Consider the following 17635-nt stretch of genomic DNA (forward strand, 5'->3'; position numbering starts at 1 on the left):
GTTGCAGCAGGTGATGGCGGCAGTGCCGACGCGCCATGTGATCGTGGCCTCGGTTGGCGACCTGCTCGGCTTTCCGGTCGGCCTGATCGCCAATTACGTGGTGCGCAAGGTCAAAAAGGCGGTGCCCGCCTTTGAGCTGCCGTCGGCGGTGAGCTTCAAAGATGCGCTGTCCAAGGGTCGCAGCTTGGCATACCAAGCGCCCGCCTTGGGTCCGAATGACATCGCGGTGCTGCAATACACCGGCGGCACGACCGGCGTCAGCAAGGGTGCCGTGCTCTTGCATCGCAACTTGGTGGCCAATGTGATGCAGTGCGAGGCTTGGTACCAGCCGGCCATGAACAAGATGCCGCCGGGCGAGCAGTTGATGACTGTTTGCGCGCTGCCGCTGTATCACATCTTCGGTTTCACCACGAACATGATGCTGTCCATGCATGTCGGGGGCTGCAACATCCTGATCCCAAATCCGCGCGACCTGCCCGGTGTTTTCAAGGAGCTGGCTCGCCATCAATTCCACAGCCTCCCGGCCGTCAACACGCTCTTCATGGCGATGGCCAACCACCCCTTGTTCGACACCGTCAACTGGGGCGGGCTGGTGATTTCGGTCGGCGGCGGCATGGCGGTGCAGGCCGCCACCGCCAAGCTCTGGCTGGAAAAGACCGGCTGCCCCATCGTCGAGGGCTACGGCCTGTCCGAGACCTCGCCGTCGGCCACCTGCAACCCGACCGACAGCACTGCCTACAGCGGCACCATCGGCCTGCCCATGCCGCTGACCGAACTCACGCTGCTGGATGACGACGGCAACGAAGTGCCCATGGGTCAGCCGGGCGAGATCGCCATCCGCGGCCCGCAGGTCATGGCCGGCTACTGGCAGCGGCCGGACGAGACCGCCAAGGTCATGACGGCGGACAACTTCTTCCGCACCGGTGACATCGGCACCGTCGATGAACGGGGTTATTTCAGAATAGTCGACCGCAAGAAGGACATGATCCTCGTCAGCGGTTTCAACGTGTATCCCAACGAGGTCGAGGACGTTCTCACGCAGATGCCCGGCGTGCTGGAGTGCGCCGCCGTGGGCGTGCTGGACGCCAAGGCCGGAGAGGCCGTGAAGGTCGTCATCGTGAAGAAAGACCCGAATCTCACCGAGGCCGATGTACGGGCCTATTGCGAACTGAACCTGACCGGCTACAAACGTCCCAAGATCGTCGAGTTCCGCACCGACCTGCCCAAGACCCCCGTGGGCAAGATCCTGCGCCGCGAGTTGCGAGACAAGACCTGATCGCCGTTTCTTTGTGACGAGGCCTGCCGACGGTGAATCCGTCGCGGGCGAGGCTCCACACCGTGCTTGATTTGCTGCATTCCAAAACTGAGGCTGGCCGCGCCGAGATTCGCGCGCGCGCCCTGCCGTTGTCCCGCGCCGCGCGCAACCTGCTGCTGGTGCTTGACGCGAGCAAGACGGCCGGCGACTGGCTGCGCATGGTCACCGGGGCGACCGAGGCCGATCTCGAAGCGCTGCGCCAGCAGGGCCTGATCGTGCCGCAAGGCGGTTCGGCTCCGCCGCCGGCACCCCCACGTGCCGCAGCGCCTGCACCGGCTCCTGCGGCCGCAGCGGCATCACCTCCGCGCGGTGCCGGGGGCTCCCCGCTGCTGGACCGCGCCGCCCTCTACACCTACATGAGCGGTCAGGCCACCAAGCTGCTCGGCCCCTTCAAGGGCTATGCCTTCGCGCTGGAGGTCGAGCGCTGCGACAGCCTGAGCGAATTGCAGGGCCTGGCGCTGCAGTTCGTGGAGCGCGTGCAGAAGGCCAAGGGCGACGACGCCGCCGCCGCCGTGCGAGACGCGCTGGGCCTGCGTTGATCGGCCGGGCTAGCCTTGCCTGAAGCAGCGCCCGCAGACTGATCGGTAGCGGGCGTTGCCGCCGATCTCCACCTGGGCACCCTCGGTGACCTTGCGGTTGCCGGCGTCCACACGCATGTTCATCGTCGCCTTGCGGCCGCAGTCGCAGATGGTCTTCATCTCGTCCATCTCGTCGGCCAGCGCCAGCAGCGCGGCCGAGCCAGGGAAGAGCTCGCCCTGGAAGTCCGTGCGCAGGCCGTAGCAGATGGCCGGCAGGTTGCTCAGATGCGCCATCTCGTGCAACTGCTGCACTTGCTGTTTGGACAGGAACTGCGCCTCGTCGATGAGGATGCAGGCGATGCCGGGGCTGTCTGTCATCAGCGCCCGGAAGTCGGTGTGGGCATCGAACTGCTCGGCCTCGCGCTTGGGGCCCAGGCGCGACGTGACGAAGCCGTGGCCGTAGCGGTCGTCCAGCCGGGCCGTGAAGATGCGCACGCGGTGGCCACGCTCTTCATAGTTGTGAGCCACCTGCAGCAGCGCGGTGGACTTGCCCGCATTCATTGCGGCATATCTGAAAAAGAGCTTGGCCATGGGTCGTCGAGAGCAGGCTTGCATTGTCCCCGGCGCCTGACCCCGTGCTTGCGGGTAGGGGAAGCCCGTGGTTTGATGCCTAACCAGGGGCTTGCGAGGTGGCGCTGTCATGCTTCATGTGCATCAATGCACACTTCGTCCTGACCTGTGCGAAGAATGAGCAAAGACACCGTGACCGCGGTCCGCCAAGACGGCCTGCGCTACCAGACGAAAGTGGGCGGTTCGCCCTTCCTCGGCAGCGGCCACACGCGCTCCTGCTTCAAATGCGGCAAGCACCGTGCGCCTGCCAGCCTGCAGTCGATCCGGCTGTTAGGGCGTAACGAGGTGGTCTGCAAGCCCAACTGCAAGACCCTCCCCTGACGCAGCAACCTAGCTGATGCCGGCCGCGCTCAGCGGCCAGCCAGCTTGACGCCGACCTCGCTCCAGCCGCCGCCCAGCGCGCGGATGAGGCCGACGGTCGCCTGGTACTGCGCCGAGCGCACCTGCAGCGCCGCACGCTTGTTGGCGAGTTCGCTGCGGCGTGCGTCCAGCAATTCGAGTTGGCTGACGAGGCCGTTGCGGTAGCGCGTGTCGGACAAGCGCAGCGCCTGGCCAGCGGCGCTGACGGCACGTGAATTGGCTTCGCCCTGGGCCTGCAGCAGCGTGAGGGCGCCGAGCTGGTCTTCCACGTCCTTCAGCGCCAGCAGGAACTGCTCGCGGAAGGCTATTGAACTGCCGTCGAGCTGAGCCTTGGCCGCGTTGACGCCGGCCTCGCGGCGGCCGCCATCGAAGATCGGCAGCGCGGCCAGCAGGCCCACGCCCCAGGTGCTCGCGCCGCTCCGCAACAGGTCGGAAACCTGGCTCGACACGCCACCACCCTGGGCCGTCAGCGCGAGGCTGGGCCACCAGGCGGCCTGCGCCACGCCGACTCGGGCCTGCGCGGCCTGCAGCTGGCTGCTGGCGGCGGCGAGGTCGGGCCGGCGCTGCAGCAGCTCGCTGGGCAGGCCAGCGGGCACGGTGGGCAGCGCGGTCGTCCACGGCGTGGGTGCGAGGCGGAAGTTGGACGCTGGCTCGCCCAGCAGCACGGCCAGCGCCGTTTCCAGCTCCAGGCGGCGGCGATCCAGCGCGAAGGCCTCGGCCTCGTTGGCGGCCAGCTCGGTGCGCACACGGGCCAGGTCCAGGTCGGCCACGTCGCCGGCGCGGGCGCGCTTTTCGGTCAGGGCCAGCGTCTCGGCATAGGCCGCGACGGTGCCGCGCACGATGTCGCGCTCAGCGTCCAGCGCGCGCAGTGCCAGGTAGCCGCGGGCGACGTTGGCCTGCACCAGCAGGCGGGCGTCGGCCAGCAGCTGCTCACGGGCTCGCACGTCCAGCGACGAGGCGTTGCGCTCATGCAGCAGGCGGCCGCCGAGGTCCAGCTCATAGGCCAGGTTCAGGCCGGCGCTGTACTGCGTGGCGCCTCGCGCGCCGGGGTCGGCTGCGCGGCCGGCACCGGCCGATGCGCCGAGCTGCGGCAGCCGCGAGGCCTCGGCGCCGCCCAGCGCCGCGCGGGCTTGCGCCAACCGGTTGGCGGCTGCCTGCACGCTCGTGTTGGCCGCCATCGCGCGGCCGACGAGGTCGTCCAGCACGGGGTCGGCAAAGGGCTGCCACCAGCTGGCGGTCAGTGCAGGTGCGTCGTTCGCAGATGCGGCCTTGTAGGCTGCTGGCGCCTGCGGCAGCTGGGCCGGGTCGACCGTGCCGGCCGAGGCGCAACCGGCCAGCAGCAGTGCTGCAAAAAGTGGGGTCAGGTTCAATTTCATTGATCACTCTCCTTGCGGGATGGCGGCGGCGGCATGAGCGACCTGACCGCCGTGGTGGCGCAGTGGCGCGTTGCCGGTGAGGCGGCGGACGATGACGTAGAAGAGCGGCGTCAGGAACAGGCCGAAGACGGTCACGCCGATCATTCCGGCGAACACGGCGATGCCCATGGCCTGGCGCATTTCGGCGCCAGCTCCCGTCGACAGAACGAGCGGCAGCACGCCCATTACAAAGGCCATCGACGTCATCAGGATGGGCCGCAGCCTCAGCCGTGCCGCCTCCAGCGCGGCCTGCACCGGCGTGCGGCCGGCAAACTCCAGCTCACGTGCGAACTCGACGATCAGGATCGCGTTCTTGGCCGACAAGCCGACCAGCACGATGAGCCCGATCTGCGTGAACACGTTGTTGTCGCCGTGGCTCATCCAGACGCCCGTCATCGCGGCCAGCAGGCCCATCGGCACGATCAGCAGGATGGCGATCGGCAGCGTCAGGCTTTCGTACTGCGCGGCCAGCACCAGGAAGACCAGCAGGATGGCCAGCGGGAACACCCACGCGCCCGAGTTGCCGGCGATCTTTTCCTGGTAGGTCAGGTCGGTCCACTCGTAGCCGACACCAGGGGGCAGCGTCTCGGCGGCGATGCGCTCGGCGGCGGCCTGGGCCTGGCCCGACGAGAAGCCGGGCGCCGCGCCGCCGTTGATGTCGGCGGTCAGGAAACCGTTGTAGCGCATGGCGCGCTCGGGGCCGAAGCTGGGCTTGACCTTCATCACGGCTGACAGCGGCACCATCTCGCCGGTGTTGGAGCGCACCTTCAGCGAGCCGATGTCCTCGGCCCGGGCGCGGTAGGGCGCATCGGCCTGCACGCGGACCGAGTAGGTGCGGCCGAACTGGTTGAAGTCGTTCACGTACAGGCTGCCGAGGTAGATCTGCATCGTGTCGAACACGTCTGTCACGGCCACGCCGAGCTGGCGGGCGCGGGTGCGGTCGAGGTCGGCAAACAGCTGCGGCACGTTGACCTGGTAGCTGGAGAACAGCCCGGCCAGTTCCGGCGCTGTTGCGGGGTTGCCGGCCTTGGCCATGAAGGCCTTGACCGCCTGGTCCATCGCCTCGTAGCCGACGCCGCCGCGGTCCTGCAGCTGCAGCTTGAAGCCGCCCGTCGTGCCCAGGCCCTGCACGGGCGGCGGCGGGAACATGACGATGAAGGCGTCCTCGATGGCGCCGTATTGCGCGTTCAGCGAGCCGGCAATCGCGCCGGCGGACAGGTCTTTGCTCTTGCGCTCATCGAAGGGCTTCAGCGTGGCGAAGACGATGCCCGAGCTGGAGCTGTTGGTGAAGCCGTTGATCGACAGGCCGGGGAAGGCCACCGCGTGTTCGACACCCGGCGTCTTCAGCGTGATGTCGGTCATGCGGCGGATGACGTCTTCCGTGCGGTCCAGCGTGGCGCCGTCGGGCAGCTGGGCAAAGCCGATCAGGTACTGCTTGTCCTGGCCCGGCACGAAGCCGCCGGGCACGGCCTTGAAGAGGCCGGCCGTGGCCGCCACCAGCACCAGGTAGATGACCATCATCAGCGCCTTGCGCGACATCAGCGTCTTCACGCCGCTGCCGTACTTCGCTGAGCTGCTGGCGAACAGCCGATTGAAGCCTGCGAAGAAGCGGCCGAAGACCTTGTCCATGCCGCGCGTCAGCGCGTCCTTGGGCGCGTCGTGGCCCTTCAGCAGCAGGGCGGCGAGGGCCGGCGAGAGGGTGAGCGAGTTGATCGCCGAGATCACCGTCGAGATGGCGATGGTCAGCGCGAACTGCTTGTAGAACTGGCCCGTCAGGCCGGTGATGAAGGCCAGCGGCACGAACACCGAGATCAGCGTCAGCGCGATGGCGATGATGGGGCCGGAGACCTCACGCATCGCGCGGTAGGTGGCCTCGCGCGGCGACAGCCCCGAGGCGATGTTGCGCTCCACGTTCTCCACCACGACGATGGCGTCGTCCACGACGATGCCGATGGCCAGCACCAGGCCGAACAGGCTCAACGCGTTGATCGAGAAACCGAAGCCGTGCATCACCGCGAAGGTGCCGATGATGGACACCGGCACGGCCAGCAGCGGGATGATGGACGCGCGCCAGGTCTGCAGGAACAGGATGACGACGAGCACCACCAGTGCGACCGCTTCGAGCAGCGTGTGGATGACGGACTCGATGGACGCGCGCACGAACTGCGTCGGGTCGTAGACGATGGTGTATTCCACGCCTTCGGGCATCGCGGCCTTCAGCTCTTCCATCGTGGCGCGCACGTTGGCGGAGATGTCCAGCGCGTTGCCGCCCGGGGCCTGGAAGATCGGCACGGCGACGGCGGACTTGTTGTCCAGCAGCGAGCGCAGCGCGTATTCGCTGGCACCGAGTTCGAGGCGGCCCAGGTCACGCAGCCGCGTGACCGCTCCGTTAGTACCGCTCTTGACGATGATGTCGCCGAACTCCTCAACCGATTGCAGACGCCCTTGTGCGTTGACCGACAACTGCAGGTCGATGCCTGCCAAGCCGGGCGACGCGCCGACCACACCGGCGGCCGCCTGCACGTTCTGGCTGCGGATGGCGGCCACCACGTCGCTGGCCGACAGGCCGTGCTCGGCCACCTTCTGCGGGTCCAGCCACACGCGCATCGCGTAGTCGCCCGCGCCGAACATCAGCACCTGGCCGACGCCGGGGATGCGCGCGAGGCGGTCCTTGACGTTGAGCAGCGCGTAGTTGCGCAGGTAGGTCATGTCGTAGCGGTCGTTGGGCGAGGTCAGGTGCACGACCATGGTCAGGTCGGGGCTGCTCTTGACCGTCGACACGCCCAGGCGCTTGACCTCCTCGGGCAGCCGCGCCTCGGCCTGGCTGACGCGGTTCTGCACCAGCTGCTGGGCCTTGTCGGGGTCGGTGCCGAGCTTGAAGCTCACGGTCAGCGTCATCAGGCCGTCGGTGGTCGCCTGGCTGCTCATGTAGAGCATGTCCTGCACGCCGTTGATGGCTTCTTCCAGCGGCGTGGCCACCGTCTCGGCGATGACCTTGGGGTTGGCGCCCGGGTACTGGGCACGCACGACGACCGAGGGCGGCACGACGTCGGGGTATTCCGAGATCGGCAGCGCGCGTATCGACAGCAGGCCGCCGATGAAGATCAGCAGCGACAGCACGCCCGCAAAGATGGGGCGGTCGATGAAGAATTTGGAGAAATTCATGGTGCTTCCTTCGGCGAACGGCAACACCACGCCCACGGGCCGGCGTAACCGGCCCGCAGCGCGGGGCTCGCGGTGAGGTGGGGGCTAAGGAATCAGGAGGTCTTCGCAGCCGCTTGCTGCGCAGCGAGCTCGGGCTTGGCGTCCATGGCGACGTCCTTCGGGGCGAGCACGGAGCCCGGCTTCACCCGCTGCACGCCGCCGACAACGACGCGCTCGCCGGCTTTCAGCCCGCTCGTCACGACGCGCAGGCCGTTCACGTTGGCGCCCAGCGTCACTGGTCGCCACTCGGCCTGGTTGCCCTGACCGACGACGATGACATAACGCTTGTCCTGGTCGGTGCCGACGGCGCGCTCATTCACCAGCAGCGCGGCCTCGCTCGATGCCTGGCCCATGCGCAGCTTGGCGAACTGGCCGGGCATCAGGCCGCCGTCCTTGTTGTCGAACACGGCGCGCACGCGCAGCGTGCCGCTCTTGGCGTCGACCTGGTTGTCGACAAGCTGCAAGCGGCCGGTGGTGGCTTTGTCACTGCCCGCGAGCATCTCGACGGGGATGCGCTCCAGCCCCAAGCGCGCGGCCGCACCGCTGGGCAAAGAAGCGAGCGCCTCGCGCACGACCTTCTCGTCGGCGTCGAAGCTCGCGTAGATCGGGCTCACCGACACCAGCGTCGTCAGCACCGGCGCACCGGCACCGGCGGCGACGAGGTTGCCCTGCGTCACCTCCACGCGGCCGACGCGGCCCGCCACCGGCGCCCGCACCTGCGTGTAGCCCAGGCTCAGCTGCGCCGACTGCAGCGCGGCCTGCGCGGCGCGCAGGTTGGCGGCGGCCTCACGGGCAGCGTTGTCCTTCTCGTCGAACTCGCGGCGGGCCACGGCGCGGTCTTCCCACAGCGCCTTGGCCCTTGCGGCTTCGCTCTGCGAGTAGGTCACGCGCGCCTGGGCTGCGGCCACCTGCGCCTCGAAGCGTGCCACCTCGGCCTGGTAGGGCGCGGGGTCGATGGTGACGAGCAGGTCGCCCGCCTTCACGAGGCTGCCCTCGCGGAAATGGAGTTGCTGCACGGCGCCCGACACGCGGGCGCGCACGTCGACGCGCTCCACGGCCTCGAGCCGGCCGGAGAACTCGTTCCAGGCGGCCACGTCCTGGCTGACGACCTGGGCGACCGAGACCGGCGTGGCCGGCGGTGCGGCGGGGCCCGAGTTGGCCTGGGCCGGCTGGTTGAACTGGCCGAAGCCGATGGCGCCGAGTGCCACGAGGGCGATGGCACCCGCGATGACGCCGATGCGGCGATTGAAACGGGGGGTGGTGGATGGCATGTCGTTCTCTCCCAGGGGGTATCAAGCAGAAGGCGATGCGAGAGCCTGGCGCGTGGCCTGGCTCAGGAATTCATGGATGGGGGCCAGCACATAGCCCGGCGCGATGGCCGGCAGCGTCAGCTCCTTGGCGGCGCCACCGTGCTCGCGCAATGCGGCGGCGTAGCGGCGCGATTCGTCGTTCAGCGGATGGCCAGCCACGCTGAGGATCAACGCCTGCGCCAGGCCCGCCAGGCGGCTGGCGTTCAGCGGTGCGGCGTAGGGATGGTCAGCGCGCGTGCTGGTGCCCAGGTAGGCCTGCCAGCCCTTGGCGTAGATGCATTCGCAGCCACCGCATTCGCCCTCGCGCATGGAGGCCGTTCCCAGCACCGGGTCCAGCATCGGCGAGATCAGCAACTGGCCGGCGAGATGCGGGGCGCGCTGGTCACGCGCCATCAGCGCCAATGCGGCGGCGATGTTGCCGCCGGCTTCCTCGCCGGCCACGAACAGCGCCGTCTGGGCACTGCCGATCAGTTTCGGCGGCTTGGCGGCCAGGGCTTGCAGCGCCTCGAAGGCGGCGCTCAGGCCGGTGGGGAAGGGGTGGGCGGGCGCGAGTGGGTAGTCCAGCGCGACAACGTCGGCACCGGCTTCGGCCAGCAGCTGGCTGCGCGCGGCGGCGGCCTCGGTCGCGCAGTCGGTGAACGCGCCGCCGTGCAGAAAAAGCACCAGCGCGCGCCCGCCGCCGTCCAGCGGACGTACTGCGGCGTAGTACTGGGCCGTCAGACCGGGGGCGGGGCCCAGGCGCAGCGGGGAAGGGGTGGCGAGCTTGTCCATGGACCGAAAGATAGGGCTTCGTGTCCCCTAGATAAACGCCCTGCAAAGTGACTCACTTTTCCTTCGCGTGGAACAATCTGCGTCGCCAGCAACAGTTGGCCGACCGGCACTCAACAACGAAGCCCATGGACCGACTCACTGCGATGCAAGCCTATGTCCGGGTCGTCGAGGCCGGCACCTTCACCAAGGCGGCCGACTCGCTGGACCTGCCCAAGGCCACCGTCACGCGGTTGATCCAGACGCTGGAATCGCATCTGCGCACCAAGCTGTTGAACCGCACGACACGCCGTGTCACGGTCACGCCAGACGGCGCCGCCTACTACGAGCGCGCCGTGCGCCTGCTGGGCGACCTGGAGGAGTTGGAAGGCAGCATGAGCCAGGCGCGCGTGACGCCGCGTGGGCGCATTCGCATCGACGTGCCCGGCGTGGTGGGCCGCGAAATGATCATTCCCCACCTGCCTGATTTCTACGCCAAGTACCCGGACATCCAGATCGAGCTGGGTGTTAGCGACCGCACGGTGGACCTGATCAGCGACAACATCGATTGCGTCATCCGCGGTGGTGACCTGACCGACCAGAGCCTGGTGGCGCGGCGCATTTCCGAGTTCCGCTTCATCACCTGCGCCACGCCGGAGTACCTGCGCCGCCACGGCACGCCCGCCCACCCGCGTGAGCTGGGCGAGGCGCCGCACCGCATGGTGGGCTACTTCTCGGCGCGCAGCGGCAAGGTCATGTCAGACACCTTCCGCCGTGACGATGAGCGTGTGGAGGTGGTGGGCAACCATGTCCTCGCGGTGAACGATGCGAATGCTTATCTGAACGCCGGCCTGGCCCATCTGGGCGTGGTGCAGGTGACCTGCTTCATGGCCTCGCCGCTGATCAAGAGCGGCGCGCTGGTGCGGGTGTTGGAGGACTGGGACGCCGAGCCGGTGCCGGTCTATGTGGTCTATCCGCCCAACCGCCACCTCAGCAGCAAGCTGCGGGTGTTCGTCGACTGGGTCGTCGAACTGCTCGGGCGCGAGGCGCTGGGCGGGATGACGTTGCGCTGTACGAGCTGATCGCTGGATAGCCCAGGCTCAGGCCTGCTCGGGCTCCGCTGCGGCCATCAGAGCCGGGGGCGAGAAATCATCCGTGGCCGGCGCTGGTGCGCTGATGGCCAGCAACATGCTCGCCGCCAACGCCACGACGGCCGTCGCGGCGGTGATGAGCGTGAAGAGGGGGCGTGCGGTGTTGTTCATGGTGACTCTCCTGGGCCGGCCACCCTCGTGTGGAATGGGGTGTGCCGACAGGTTGTCACTTTAAGAATTGCGGGCCGCGAGATAAAGCGGGCGCAGCAGAACGGCGAGTTGCTGGGCGCGGAACAATCCGCCGCTTGAAGCCGCCCTCAGGCTTTGCGAGGCGCACCCCGCCCGCGCTCTTCCAGCCAAGCCTTGGCCGTCGAGAAATGCCCGCAGCCGATGAAGGGGCGCGGCGGTTTCAGCGCTGAGAGGGGCGACGGGTGGTTGGCCTTCAGCACGAGGTGGCTTTGGCCAGCCGCCTCGATCAACGGCGCCTTGGCCTGGGCGTAGGCGCCCCACAGCATGAAGACCTTGGGGGCCGGGTCTTGCGCCGCAGCCTTGATGAGCGCGTCGGTCAGCGCCTCCCAGCCCTTGTTGGCGTGGCTGGCGGGCTGGCCGTCTTCCACGGTCAGCACGGCGTTCAGCAGCAGCGTGCCGCCCTTGGCCCAGCTGACCAGGCTGCCGGTCTTGGGGCGGGGCGTGCCGAGGTCGCGCTCGATCTCCTTGAAGATGTTCAGCAGGCTCGGCGGCGGGCGCACGCCCTCGGGCACGCTGAAGGAGAGGCCTTCGGCCTGGCCGGGGCCGTGGTACGGGTCCTGGCCGAGGATGACGACGCGGGTGGCGCTGAGCGGCGTCAGCGTCAATGCACGCAGTGGCTCGGGCGGGTAGATGGTGGCGCCGGCGGCGACGCGCTCTTCCAGGAAAGCCTCGATGCGCTGGCCGGCGGGTGACGCGGCCCAGGCTTCGACGACGGGGCGCCAGTCATGCAGGTCGTCAGGATTTGCAGGAAAGACAGACCGGCTCACGCATTCATCTCCGGTTTCCGGATGCGCCACTGGCGGGGCGGGACTGGAAGCTTGCCAAGCTCACGTCCGCCTCTAGAAGCAAGGTCCGCAGCAGGTCCTCCGATACCTTGACCCTGGCGATCACCTCGGGTCTCGCAGGTGGGCAATTCGCCAGCCAGGCCTTCTTGGCAGCCTCCAAGTCCTGTCGGGCCCCGGCGCGCGCCAGCGCACTGCGAATCCTGGCGTATTGGTTCTCCGGTGCCTTGACGTAGTAGAAGCTCAGGATGACGTTCTGAGCTGCAGCAAACGGGTCGGCGAGGATGTTGGGGGCGCAGACCCAGGCGGCTTGCTTCCAGGCGAAGTTAGACAAGGTCCATGCAGTAGCACCCGTGGAATTGCTGGCTTCCAGCTCGCGTCTGACGGCGGGTGACTCCAGCAAAGCTTCCACAACGAGTGCATAGCCATGCAGGCTGGCATGCATCAACACCGTTGAGCCTCCCTCGGTCTTGTCAACCAAGCTGGGATGCTCTGGATCAGCTATGACGCGCTCGCGGACCTTGGCCGCCACGCGCTCCTCGATCTGTCGTTGTTGCGCCCAATCGCCAGTCGTTTGCGAGATGCGAGAGATGGGGCCGCGTAGTGAGTCCATCCATTGCCGGATGGAGTCCGTGGGCGCTGACTGAGCGGCGCAGATTCGACTGAAACACAGCAGGCCAGCCGTGGCGATGGCAACGAGGAAACGGTGGGCGGGCAACATGTGAGGTTCTGCAGATTTCGAGTGCTGGACGTTCAAACCGAGAACAAGTTCGCCAGCGCCTGGCCCGGGTCCGGCGCACGCATGAAGGCCTCGCCGACGAGGAAGGCGTTCACGTTCGCCGCACGCATGCGTTGCACGTCCGCCGCGCCGAGGATGCCGGACTCGGTCACCAGCAGCCGGTCTGCCGGCACGCGCGACAGCAGGCCCAGCGTGGTGTCCAGCGTCACGTCGAAGGTGCGCAGGTTGCGGTTGTTGATGCCCACCAGCGGCGTCTTCAGCTTCAGCGCGCGGCCGAGTTCGTCGCCGTCGTGCACCTCGACCAGCACGTCCAGGCCGAGCGCGAACGCCGCCGCTTCGAGGTCGGCCATCTGCGTGTCGGCCAGGCAGGCGGCGATCAGCAGGATGCAGTCCGCGCCCATTGCGCCGGCTTCCATGACTTGGTACTCGTCGACCATGAAGTCCTTGCGCAACACCGGCAGCTCGCAGGCGGCGCGGGCCTGCTGCAGGTAGGCGACGGAACCCTGGAAGAAGCGCTCGTCGGTCAGCACGCTCAGGCAGGCCGCGCCGTTGCGGGCGTAGGTCTCGGCGATCTCGGCGGGCTTGAAGTCCTCGCGCAGCACGCCCTTGCTGGGGCTGGCCTTCTTGATCTCGGCGATGACGGCGGCGTGGCCGGCTGCAATGGTCGCGCGCAGCGAGCGCTCAAAGCCGAGGCGCTCGGGCTTGCGGGCCTCGGCCTCCTCACGTTGCGAGGCGAGCGAGCGCTTCAGCTTGACCGCCGCGATCTCTTCCCACTTGACCTCGACGATCTTGTTCAGGATATCGCTCATCAGTTCTTCCCCAGTCTTTGGGTGGCCTGCACGAAGGCATCCAGCTTGGCACGCGCCGCGCCGCTGTCCAGCGCCTCGCGGGCGTGGGTGATGCCGTCGGCCAGCGTCGGCGCCACGTTGGCGGCGTATAGCGTCGCGCCGGCGTTCAGCAGCACGATGTCGCGCGCCGGGCCCGGCTTGCCGTCCAGCACGCCGATCAGCATCTCGCGCGACTGCTCGGGGCCTTCCACCTTCAGGCTGCGGTTGCTGGCCATCGCGAAGCCGAAGTCTTCCGGGTGGATCTCGTACTCGCGCACGGCGCCGTTGCGCAGCTCGCCCACCAGCGTCGTCGCGCCCAGCGAGATCTCGTCCATGCCGTCCTTGCCGTAGACGACGAGGGCGTGCTCGGCGCCCAGGCGCTGCAGTACGCGCACCTGGATGCCGACGAGGTCCGGGTGGAAGACGCCCATCAGGATGTTGGGCGCGCCGGCCGGGTTGGTCAGGGGCCCGAGGATGTTGAAGATCGTGCGGATGCCCAGCTCGCGGCGCACCGGCGCGATGTTCTTCATCGCCGGGTGGTGGTTGGGCGCGAACATGAAACCGATGTCGCATTCGGCGACCGAGGCGGCCACCTGGCGCGGCGACAGCTGGATGTTGGCGCCCAGGGCCTCCAGCACGTCGGCACTGCCGGTCTTGCTGCTCACACTCCGGTTGCCGTGCTTGGCCACCTGCGCGCCACCGGCGGCGGCCACGAACATCGAGCAGGTCGAGATGTTGAAGCTGTGCGCGCCGTCGCCGCCGGTGCCGACGACGTCGACCAGATGCGGCTGCGGGCCGAGCGGCACCTTGTTGCTCAGCTCACGCATGACCTGCGCGGCAGCGGTGATCTCGCCGATGGTTTCCTTCTTCACGCGCAGGCCGGTCAGCAGCGCGGCGGCGATGACGGGCGACATCTCGCCGGCCATGATGCGGTGCATCAGCGTCAGCATCTCGTCGTGGAAGATCTCGCGGTGCTCGATGACGCGGGTCAGGGCTTCGTTGTCGGTGATGGACATGTCAGTTTTCCATTCCGTGTTCGCAGCACCCGCGAGGCATGAAACGCGAGGCGGCGTGCGGCAAGAGAGCACAGCCTCTGTGGCTTTGTTTGGTTTTCATTTCATGCCTTTTCGAGGAATTCGCGGGCAACTGCGATAGCGTGGTCGATGCCGGCGGCGTCGACGTCGAGGTGGGTCACGAAGCGCAGGCCGATGAGGCCGGTGGCCAGCACGCCGCGTGATTTGAGGTGCTCCAGCAGCGCCGGCGTGCGGCCGTCGCTCACCTGGGCGAAGACGATATTCGTCTGCGGTGGCGTGACGGTGACATCCGGCAGCGCGGCCAGCCCCTCGGCGAGCCGGCGGGCCAGCGCGTGGTCATCGGCCAGGCGGTCGACGTGGTGGGTCAGCGCATGGTCGGCCGCTGCCGCCAGCAGGCCTACCTGGCGCAGCCCGCCGCCGACCATCTTGCGCACGCGGTAGGCGCGAGCGATCAGCTCGCGCGAGCCGACGAGCATCGAGCCGATGGGCGCGCCCAGGCCCTTGCTGAAGCAGATGGAGACCGAGTCGAACGTGCGCGCCAGGTCCGCCACGCTGCGGCCGGAGGCGACTGCGGCGTTGAACAGGCGCGCGCCGTCCAGATGCGTGGCCAGGCCGCGCGCATGCGCCAGCTCGCAGGCTTCGTTGGTGTACTGGGTGGACAGCACCTGGCCGCTCCACGTGTTCTCCAGCGCCAGCAGCCGCGTGCGCGCGAAGTGCGGGTCATCGGGTTTGATGGCGGCGGCGATGTCCTCCAGCTTCAGCGTGCCGTCGGGCTGCTGCGCCAGCGGTTGCGGCTGGATGCCGCCCAGCGCCGCCGCGCCGCCGCCCTCGTAGCGGTAGGTGTGGGCGAGCTGGCCGACGATGTACTCGTCGCCGCGCCCGCAATGGGCCAGCAGGCCGCAGAGGTTGCTCTGCGTGCCACTGCTCATGAAGAGGGCGGCCTCTTTGCCGAGCAGGGCGGCGACGCGCTCCTGCAGCGCGTTGACGGTGGGGTCATCGCCGAACACGTCGTCACCGACCTGCGCCGCCGCAATGGCCGCGAGCATGGCCGACGTCGGCTTGGTGACCGTGTCGCTGCGCAGATCAACGGTGACGGGCCCGCCACCGCTGGAAGACGGCGCGTAGTCGCTCATGCCCGCAGTTCGAGGAAGTTGCGCAGCATCGCGTGGCCATGCTCGCTGAGGATGGACTCGGGGTGGAACTGCACGCCCTCCAGCGGCGTGGCCGTGCCGGCCAGCTCGCGGTGGCGCACGCCCATGATCTCGCCGTCTTCGCTGCGCGACGTGATCTCCAGCACCGCCGGGCAGGTCACTTCCTCGATGACGAGGGAGTGGTAGCGGATGACGCTGAAATCCTTGGGCAAGCCGGTGTAGACGCCGCGCTGGTCGGTCGTTAGCGTGCTGGCCTTGCCGTGCATCTGCCGCTGCGCGCGGACGATCTTGCCGCCCAGCGCCTGGCCCATGGCCTGGTGGCCGAGGCACACGCCCAGCAGCGGCTTCTTGCCGATGAAGTGCTGGATGGCTTCCACGCACACGCCGGCCTCGGTGGGCGTGCAGGGGCCGGGCGAGAAGACGATGTGGTCCGCGTTCAGCGCCGCCATCTCGGCGACGCTGATCTCGTCGTTGCGCACCACCTTCACGTCGGCGCCCAGTTCACCGAAGTACTGGACGAGGTTGAAAGTGAAGCTGTCGTAGTTGTCGATCATCAGCAGCATTTGGACTCCCGCCGGGCCGCCCCAAGGGAGGCCATCCCCCGTGGGGGGCAGTGAACGAAGTGAACGTGGGGGCTCATCAAAATCCCTCCTCGACGAGTTCGGCGGCGCGCAGCAAGGCGCGGGCTTTCGCTTCCGTCTCTTGCCATTCCAACTCAGGCACCGAGTCGGCCACAACACCCGCTGCCGCCTGCACGTACAGCATGCCGTTCTTGATGATGCCGGTGCGAATGGCGATGGCCAGGTCCATGTCGCCGGCAAAGCTGAGGTAGCCGCAGGCGCCGCCGTAGATGCCGCGTTGCACCGGCTCCAGTTCGTCGATGAGCTCCATCGCCCGCACCTTGGGCGCGCCGGTCAGCGTGCCGGCGGGGAAGGTGGCCTTGAGCACGTCGAGCTGGCCGACTTCGGGGCGCAACACGCCTTCGACGTTGGAGACGATGTGCATCACGTGCGAGTAGCGCTCCACGGCGAAGGACTGCGTCACCTTGACGCTGCCGGTGCGCGCGATGCGGCCGATGTCGTTGCGCGCCAGGTCGATCAGCATCAGGTGCTCGGCGCGCTCCTTGGGGTCGGCCTGCAGTTCGGCTTCAAGTTCGAGGTCGCGCTCGGGCGTGGCGCCGCGTGGGCGGGTGCCGGCCAGCGGGCGGATGGTGACCTTGCGGCTGCCGTCGCTGGCGTGCTCCTCGCGCACCAGGATCTCGGGGCTGGCGCCGACGATCTGGAAGTCGCCCATGTCGTAGAAGTACATATAGGGGCTGGGGTTCAGCGCCCGCAGCGCGCGGTACAGCGCGATCGGCTCGGCCTTGTAGGGCTTGGAGATGCGCTGGCCCACCTGCACCTGCATCAGGTCGCCGGCGGCGATGTACTCCTTGGCCTTGGCCACGGCGGCCAGGTAGTCGGCCTTGGCGAAACCGCGCGTCACGGCGTGCGCCTCGCTGCGCTGCACGCGCGGCACGCTCACCGAGTAGGTCAGCTTGTCGCGCAGCAGCGAGAGCTTCTTCTTGGCGCGGAAGTAGGCCTCGGGCTGGCGCGGGTCCGCCCAGACGATGAGGTAGAGGCGGCCGGACAGGTTGTCGATGACGGCGACTTCCTCCGACAGCAGCAGCACGATGTCCGGCGTGCCCAGGCTCTCGCCCTTGTGCTCACGGTCCAGGCGCTTCTCGATGGCCCGCACGGCCTCGTAGCCGAAGTAGCCGGCCAGGCCGCCGCAGAAGCGCGGCAGGCCGCTCGGGATCTTGGGCTTGATGCGGTCTTGATAGGCCGCGATGAAGTCCAGCGGATTGCCTTCGTGCGTCTCGACGATGGCGCCGTCGGTCAGCACCTCGCAGTGGTTACCCGTCGCGCGGATCAGCGTGCGCGCCGGCAGGCCGATGAAAGAGAAGCGCCCGAAGCGCTCGCCGCCGACGACCGACTCCAGCAGAAAGCTGTTGCGCGCATGGCCAGCGCCCGAACACAGCTTGAGGTAGAGGGACAGCGGGGTTTCGAGATCCGCAAAGGCCTCGCTGATCAGCGGGATGCGGTTGTAGCCCTCGGCGGCGAGGCTCTGGAATTCGAGTTCAGTGATCACGTCTCAAACCTTGAATGGACAGCTTCAGGGCTTGGCGTGCAGCCCGGTGGAGAACGGGCAACGCGAAAAAGAGCGCGTCAGGGCGCGCCAAGCGGCATCAGTCAGCAGTGACCCAGGGACGCCAGGGCCAGGCTCC

17 protein-coding genes are annotated in these 17635 nt (G+C 68.1%); 4 read left to right on the forward strand and 13 right to left on the reverse strand.

From position 1 onward, the window contains the following. Both ABIS05_RS17340 and ABIS05_RS17345 read left to right on the forward strand, forming a co-directional pair. Window positions 1-1276, forward strand: a 1276-nt coding sequence (locus tag ABIS05_RS17340; protein WP_348010522.1) for an AMP-binding protein, incomplete at its 5' end; no start/stop codon positions are given. A 62-nt stretch (window positions 1277-1338) separates the two neighbouring features. Next, a complete protein-coding gene (locus ABIS05_RS17345; protein WP_348063295.1) occupies window positions 1339-1854 on the forward strand; it encodes a hypothetical protein in 516 nt (171 codons plus the stop codon). Between the two features lie 9 nt (window positions 1855-1863). Here ABIS05_RS17345 and ABIS05_RS17350 read toward each other — a convergent pair whose 3' ends face one another. Next, on the reverse strand, window positions 1864-2424 hold the full coding sequence (locus ABIS05_RS17350; protein WP_348010524.1) for a thymidine kinase: 561 nt from the start codon (window positions 2422-2424) through the stop codon (window positions 1864-1866). Between the two features lie 156 nt (window positions 2425-2580). Here ABIS05_RS17350 and ABIS05_RS17355 point away from each other — a divergent pair, with 156 nt between their 5' ends. After that, window positions 2581-2784, forward strand: coding sequence for a hypothetical protein (locus ABIS05_RS17355; protein ID WP_348010525.1), 204 nt, complete (start codon window positions 2581-2583; stop codon window positions 2782-2784). A 29-nt stretch (window positions 2785-2813) separates the two neighbouring features. On the opposite strand, the gene ABIS05_RS17360 is transcribed toward ABIS05_RS17355, so the two are convergent. The 4 genes from ABIS05_RS17360 to ABIS05_RS17375 all read right to left on the reverse strand — a co-directional run bounded on the left by ABIS05_RS17360 (window position 2814) and on the right by ABIS05_RS17375 (window position 9523). Then, window positions 2814-4199: an efflux transporter outer membrane subunit gene (locus ABIS05_RS17360; RefSeq protein ID WP_348010526.1), complete on the reverse strand. Its 1386-nt coding sequence runs from the start codon at window positions 4197-4199 to the stop codon at window positions 2814-2816. Window positions 4200-4202: 3 nt separating this feature from the next. Next, window positions 4203-7403, reverse strand: a complete 3201-nt coding sequence (locus ABIS05_RS17365) for a multidrug efflux RND transporter permease subunit (protein ID WP_348010527.1) — start codon at window positions 7401-7403, stop codon at window positions 4203-4205. Between the two features lie 92 nt (window positions 7404-7495). Further along, on the reverse strand, window positions 7496-8713 hold the full coding sequence (locus tag ABIS05_RS17370) for an efflux RND transporter periplasmic adaptor subunit (protein ID WP_348010528.1): 1218 nt from the start codon (window positions 8711-8713) through the stop codon (window positions 7496-7498). Window positions 8714-8734: 21 nt separating this feature from the next. Next, entirely contained in the window at window positions 8735-9523 is a 789-nt protein-coding gene (locus ABIS05_RS17375; protein ID WP_348010529.1) for an alpha/beta hydrolase fold domain-containing protein, read from the reverse strand. 125 nt (window positions 9524-9648) lie between these two features. On the opposite strand from ABIS05_RS17375, the gene ABIS05_RS17380 reads away from it, so the two are divergent. Further along, a complete protein-coding gene (locus tag ABIS05_RS17380) occupies window positions 9649-10581 on the forward strand; it encodes a LysR family transcriptional regulator (RefSeq protein ID WP_348010530.1) in 933 nt (310 codons plus the stop codon). A gap of 18 nt (window positions 10582-10599) precedes the next feature. On the opposite strand, the gene ABIS05_RS17385 is transcribed toward ABIS05_RS17380, so the two are convergent. The 8 genes from ABIS05_RS17385 to trpE all read right to left on the reverse strand — a co-directional run bounded on the left by ABIS05_RS17385 (window position 10600) and on the right by trpE (window position 17499). Then, window positions 10600-10761 (reverse strand): hypothetical protein, encoded by a 162-nt coding sequence (locus ABIS05_RS17385; RefSeq protein WP_348010531.1) that lies wholly within the window; start codon window positions 10759-10761, stop codon window positions 10600-10602. A 146-nt stretch (window positions 10762-10907) separates the two neighbouring features. After that, a complete protein-coding gene (locus tag ABIS05_RS17390; protein ID WP_348010532.1) occupies window positions 10908-11606 on the reverse strand; it encodes a uracil-DNA glycosylase in 699 nt (232 codons plus the stop codon). Between the two features lie 4 nt (window positions 11607-11610). After that, entirely contained in the window at window positions 11611-12342 is a 732-nt protein-coding gene (locus tag ABIS05_RS17395; RefSeq protein WP_348010533.1) for a hypothetical protein, read from the reverse strand. A gap of 32 nt (window positions 12343-12374) precedes the next feature. Beyond that, window positions 12375-13169 (reverse strand): indole-3-glycerol phosphate synthase TrpC, encoded by a 795-nt coding sequence (gene trpC / locus ABIS05_RS17400; RefSeq protein ID WP_348010534.1) that lies wholly within the window; start codon window positions 13167-13169, stop codon window positions 12375-12377. Beyond that, window positions 13169-14203, reverse strand: a complete 1035-nt coding sequence (trpD, locus tag ABIS05_RS17405; RefSeq protein WP_348010535.1) for an anthranilate phosphoribosyltransferase — start codon at window positions 14201-14203, stop codon at window positions 13169-13171. The genes trpC and trpD overlap by 1 nt, the downstream gene beginning before the upstream one ends. Before the next feature lie 101 nt (window positions 14204-14304). Continuing rightward, complete coding sequence (gene ltaE / locus ABIS05_RS17410; protein ID WP_348010536.1) at window positions 14305-15354, reverse strand: low-specificity L-threonine aldolase; 1050 nt, start codon at window positions 15352-15354, stop codon at window positions 14305-14307. Next, window positions 15351-15935: an aminodeoxychorismate/anthranilate synthase component II gene (locus ABIS05_RS17415; RefSeq protein ID WP_348010537.1), complete on the reverse strand. Its 585-nt coding sequence runs from the start codon at window positions 15933-15935 to the stop codon at window positions 15351-15353. Before ABIS05_RS17415 ends, ltaE begins: the two co-directional genes overlap by 4 nt. A gap of 76 nt (window positions 15936-16011) precedes the next feature. Next, window positions 16012-17499, reverse strand: a complete 1488-nt coding sequence (gene trpE / locus ABIS05_RS17420; protein ID WP_348010538.1) for an anthranilate synthase component I — start codon at window positions 17497-17499, stop codon at window positions 16012-16014. Window positions 17500-17635: the final 136 nt, after the last annotated feature.

It is taken from the genome of Roseateles sp. (assembly GCF_039929605.1).
In the GTDB taxonomy this organism is placed as follows: Bacteria; Pseudomonadota; Gammaproteobacteria; order Burkholderiales; family Burkholderiaceae_C; genus Pelomonas.

Coding starts and splice junctions, on each gene's coding strand:
- ABIS05_RS17380 (WP_348010530.1), top strand. CDS start 9,649: ATGGACCGACTCACTGCGATGCAAGCCTATGTCCGGGTCGTCGAGGCC.
- ltaE (WP_348010536.1), bottom strand. CDS start 15,354: ATGAGCGACTACGCGCCGTCTTCCAGCGGTGGCGGGCCCGTCACCGTT.
- ABIS05_RS17370 (WP_348010528.1), bottom strand. CDS start 8,713: ATGCCATCCACCACCCCCCGTTTCAATCGCCGCATCGGCGTCATCGCG.
- ABIS05_RS17360 (WP_348010526.1), bottom strand. CDS start 4,199: ATGAAATTGAACCTGACCCCACTTTTTGCAGCACTGCTGCTGGCCGGT.
- ABIS05_RS17355 (WP_348010525.1), top strand. CDS start 2,581: ATGAGCAAAGACACCGTGACCGCGGTCCGCCAAGACGGCCTGCGCTAC.
- trpD (WP_348010535.1), bottom strand. CDS start 14,203: ATGTCCATCACCGACAACGAAGCCCTGACCCGCGTCATCGAGCACCGC.
- ABIS05_RS17415 (WP_348010537.1), bottom strand. CDS start 15,935: ATGCTGCTGATGATCGACAACTACGACAGCTTCACTTTCAACCTCGTC.
- ABIS05_RS17395 (WP_348010533.1), bottom strand. CDS start 12,342: ATGTTGCCCGCCCACCGTTTCCTCGTTGCCATCGCCACGGCTGGCCTG.
- ABIS05_RS17375 (WP_348010529.1), bottom strand. CDS start 9,523: ATGGACAAGCTCGCCACCCCTTCCCCGCTGCGCCTGGGCCCCGCCCCC.
- ABIS05_RS17365 (WP_348010527.1), bottom strand. CDS start 7,403: ATGAATTTCTCCAAATTCTTCATCGACCGCCCCATCTTTGCGGGCGTG.
- trpC (WP_348010534.1), bottom strand. CDS start 13,169: ATGAGCGATATCCTGAACAAGATCGTCGAGGTCAAGTGGGAAGAGATC.
- ABIS05_RS17350 (WP_348010524.1), bottom strand. CDS start 2,424: ATGGCCAAGCTCTTTTTCAGATATGCCGCAATGAATGCGGGCAAGTCC.
- ABIS05_RS17385 (WP_348010531.1), bottom strand. CDS start 10,761: ATGAACAACACCGCACGCCCCCTCTTCACGCTCATCACCGCCGCGACG.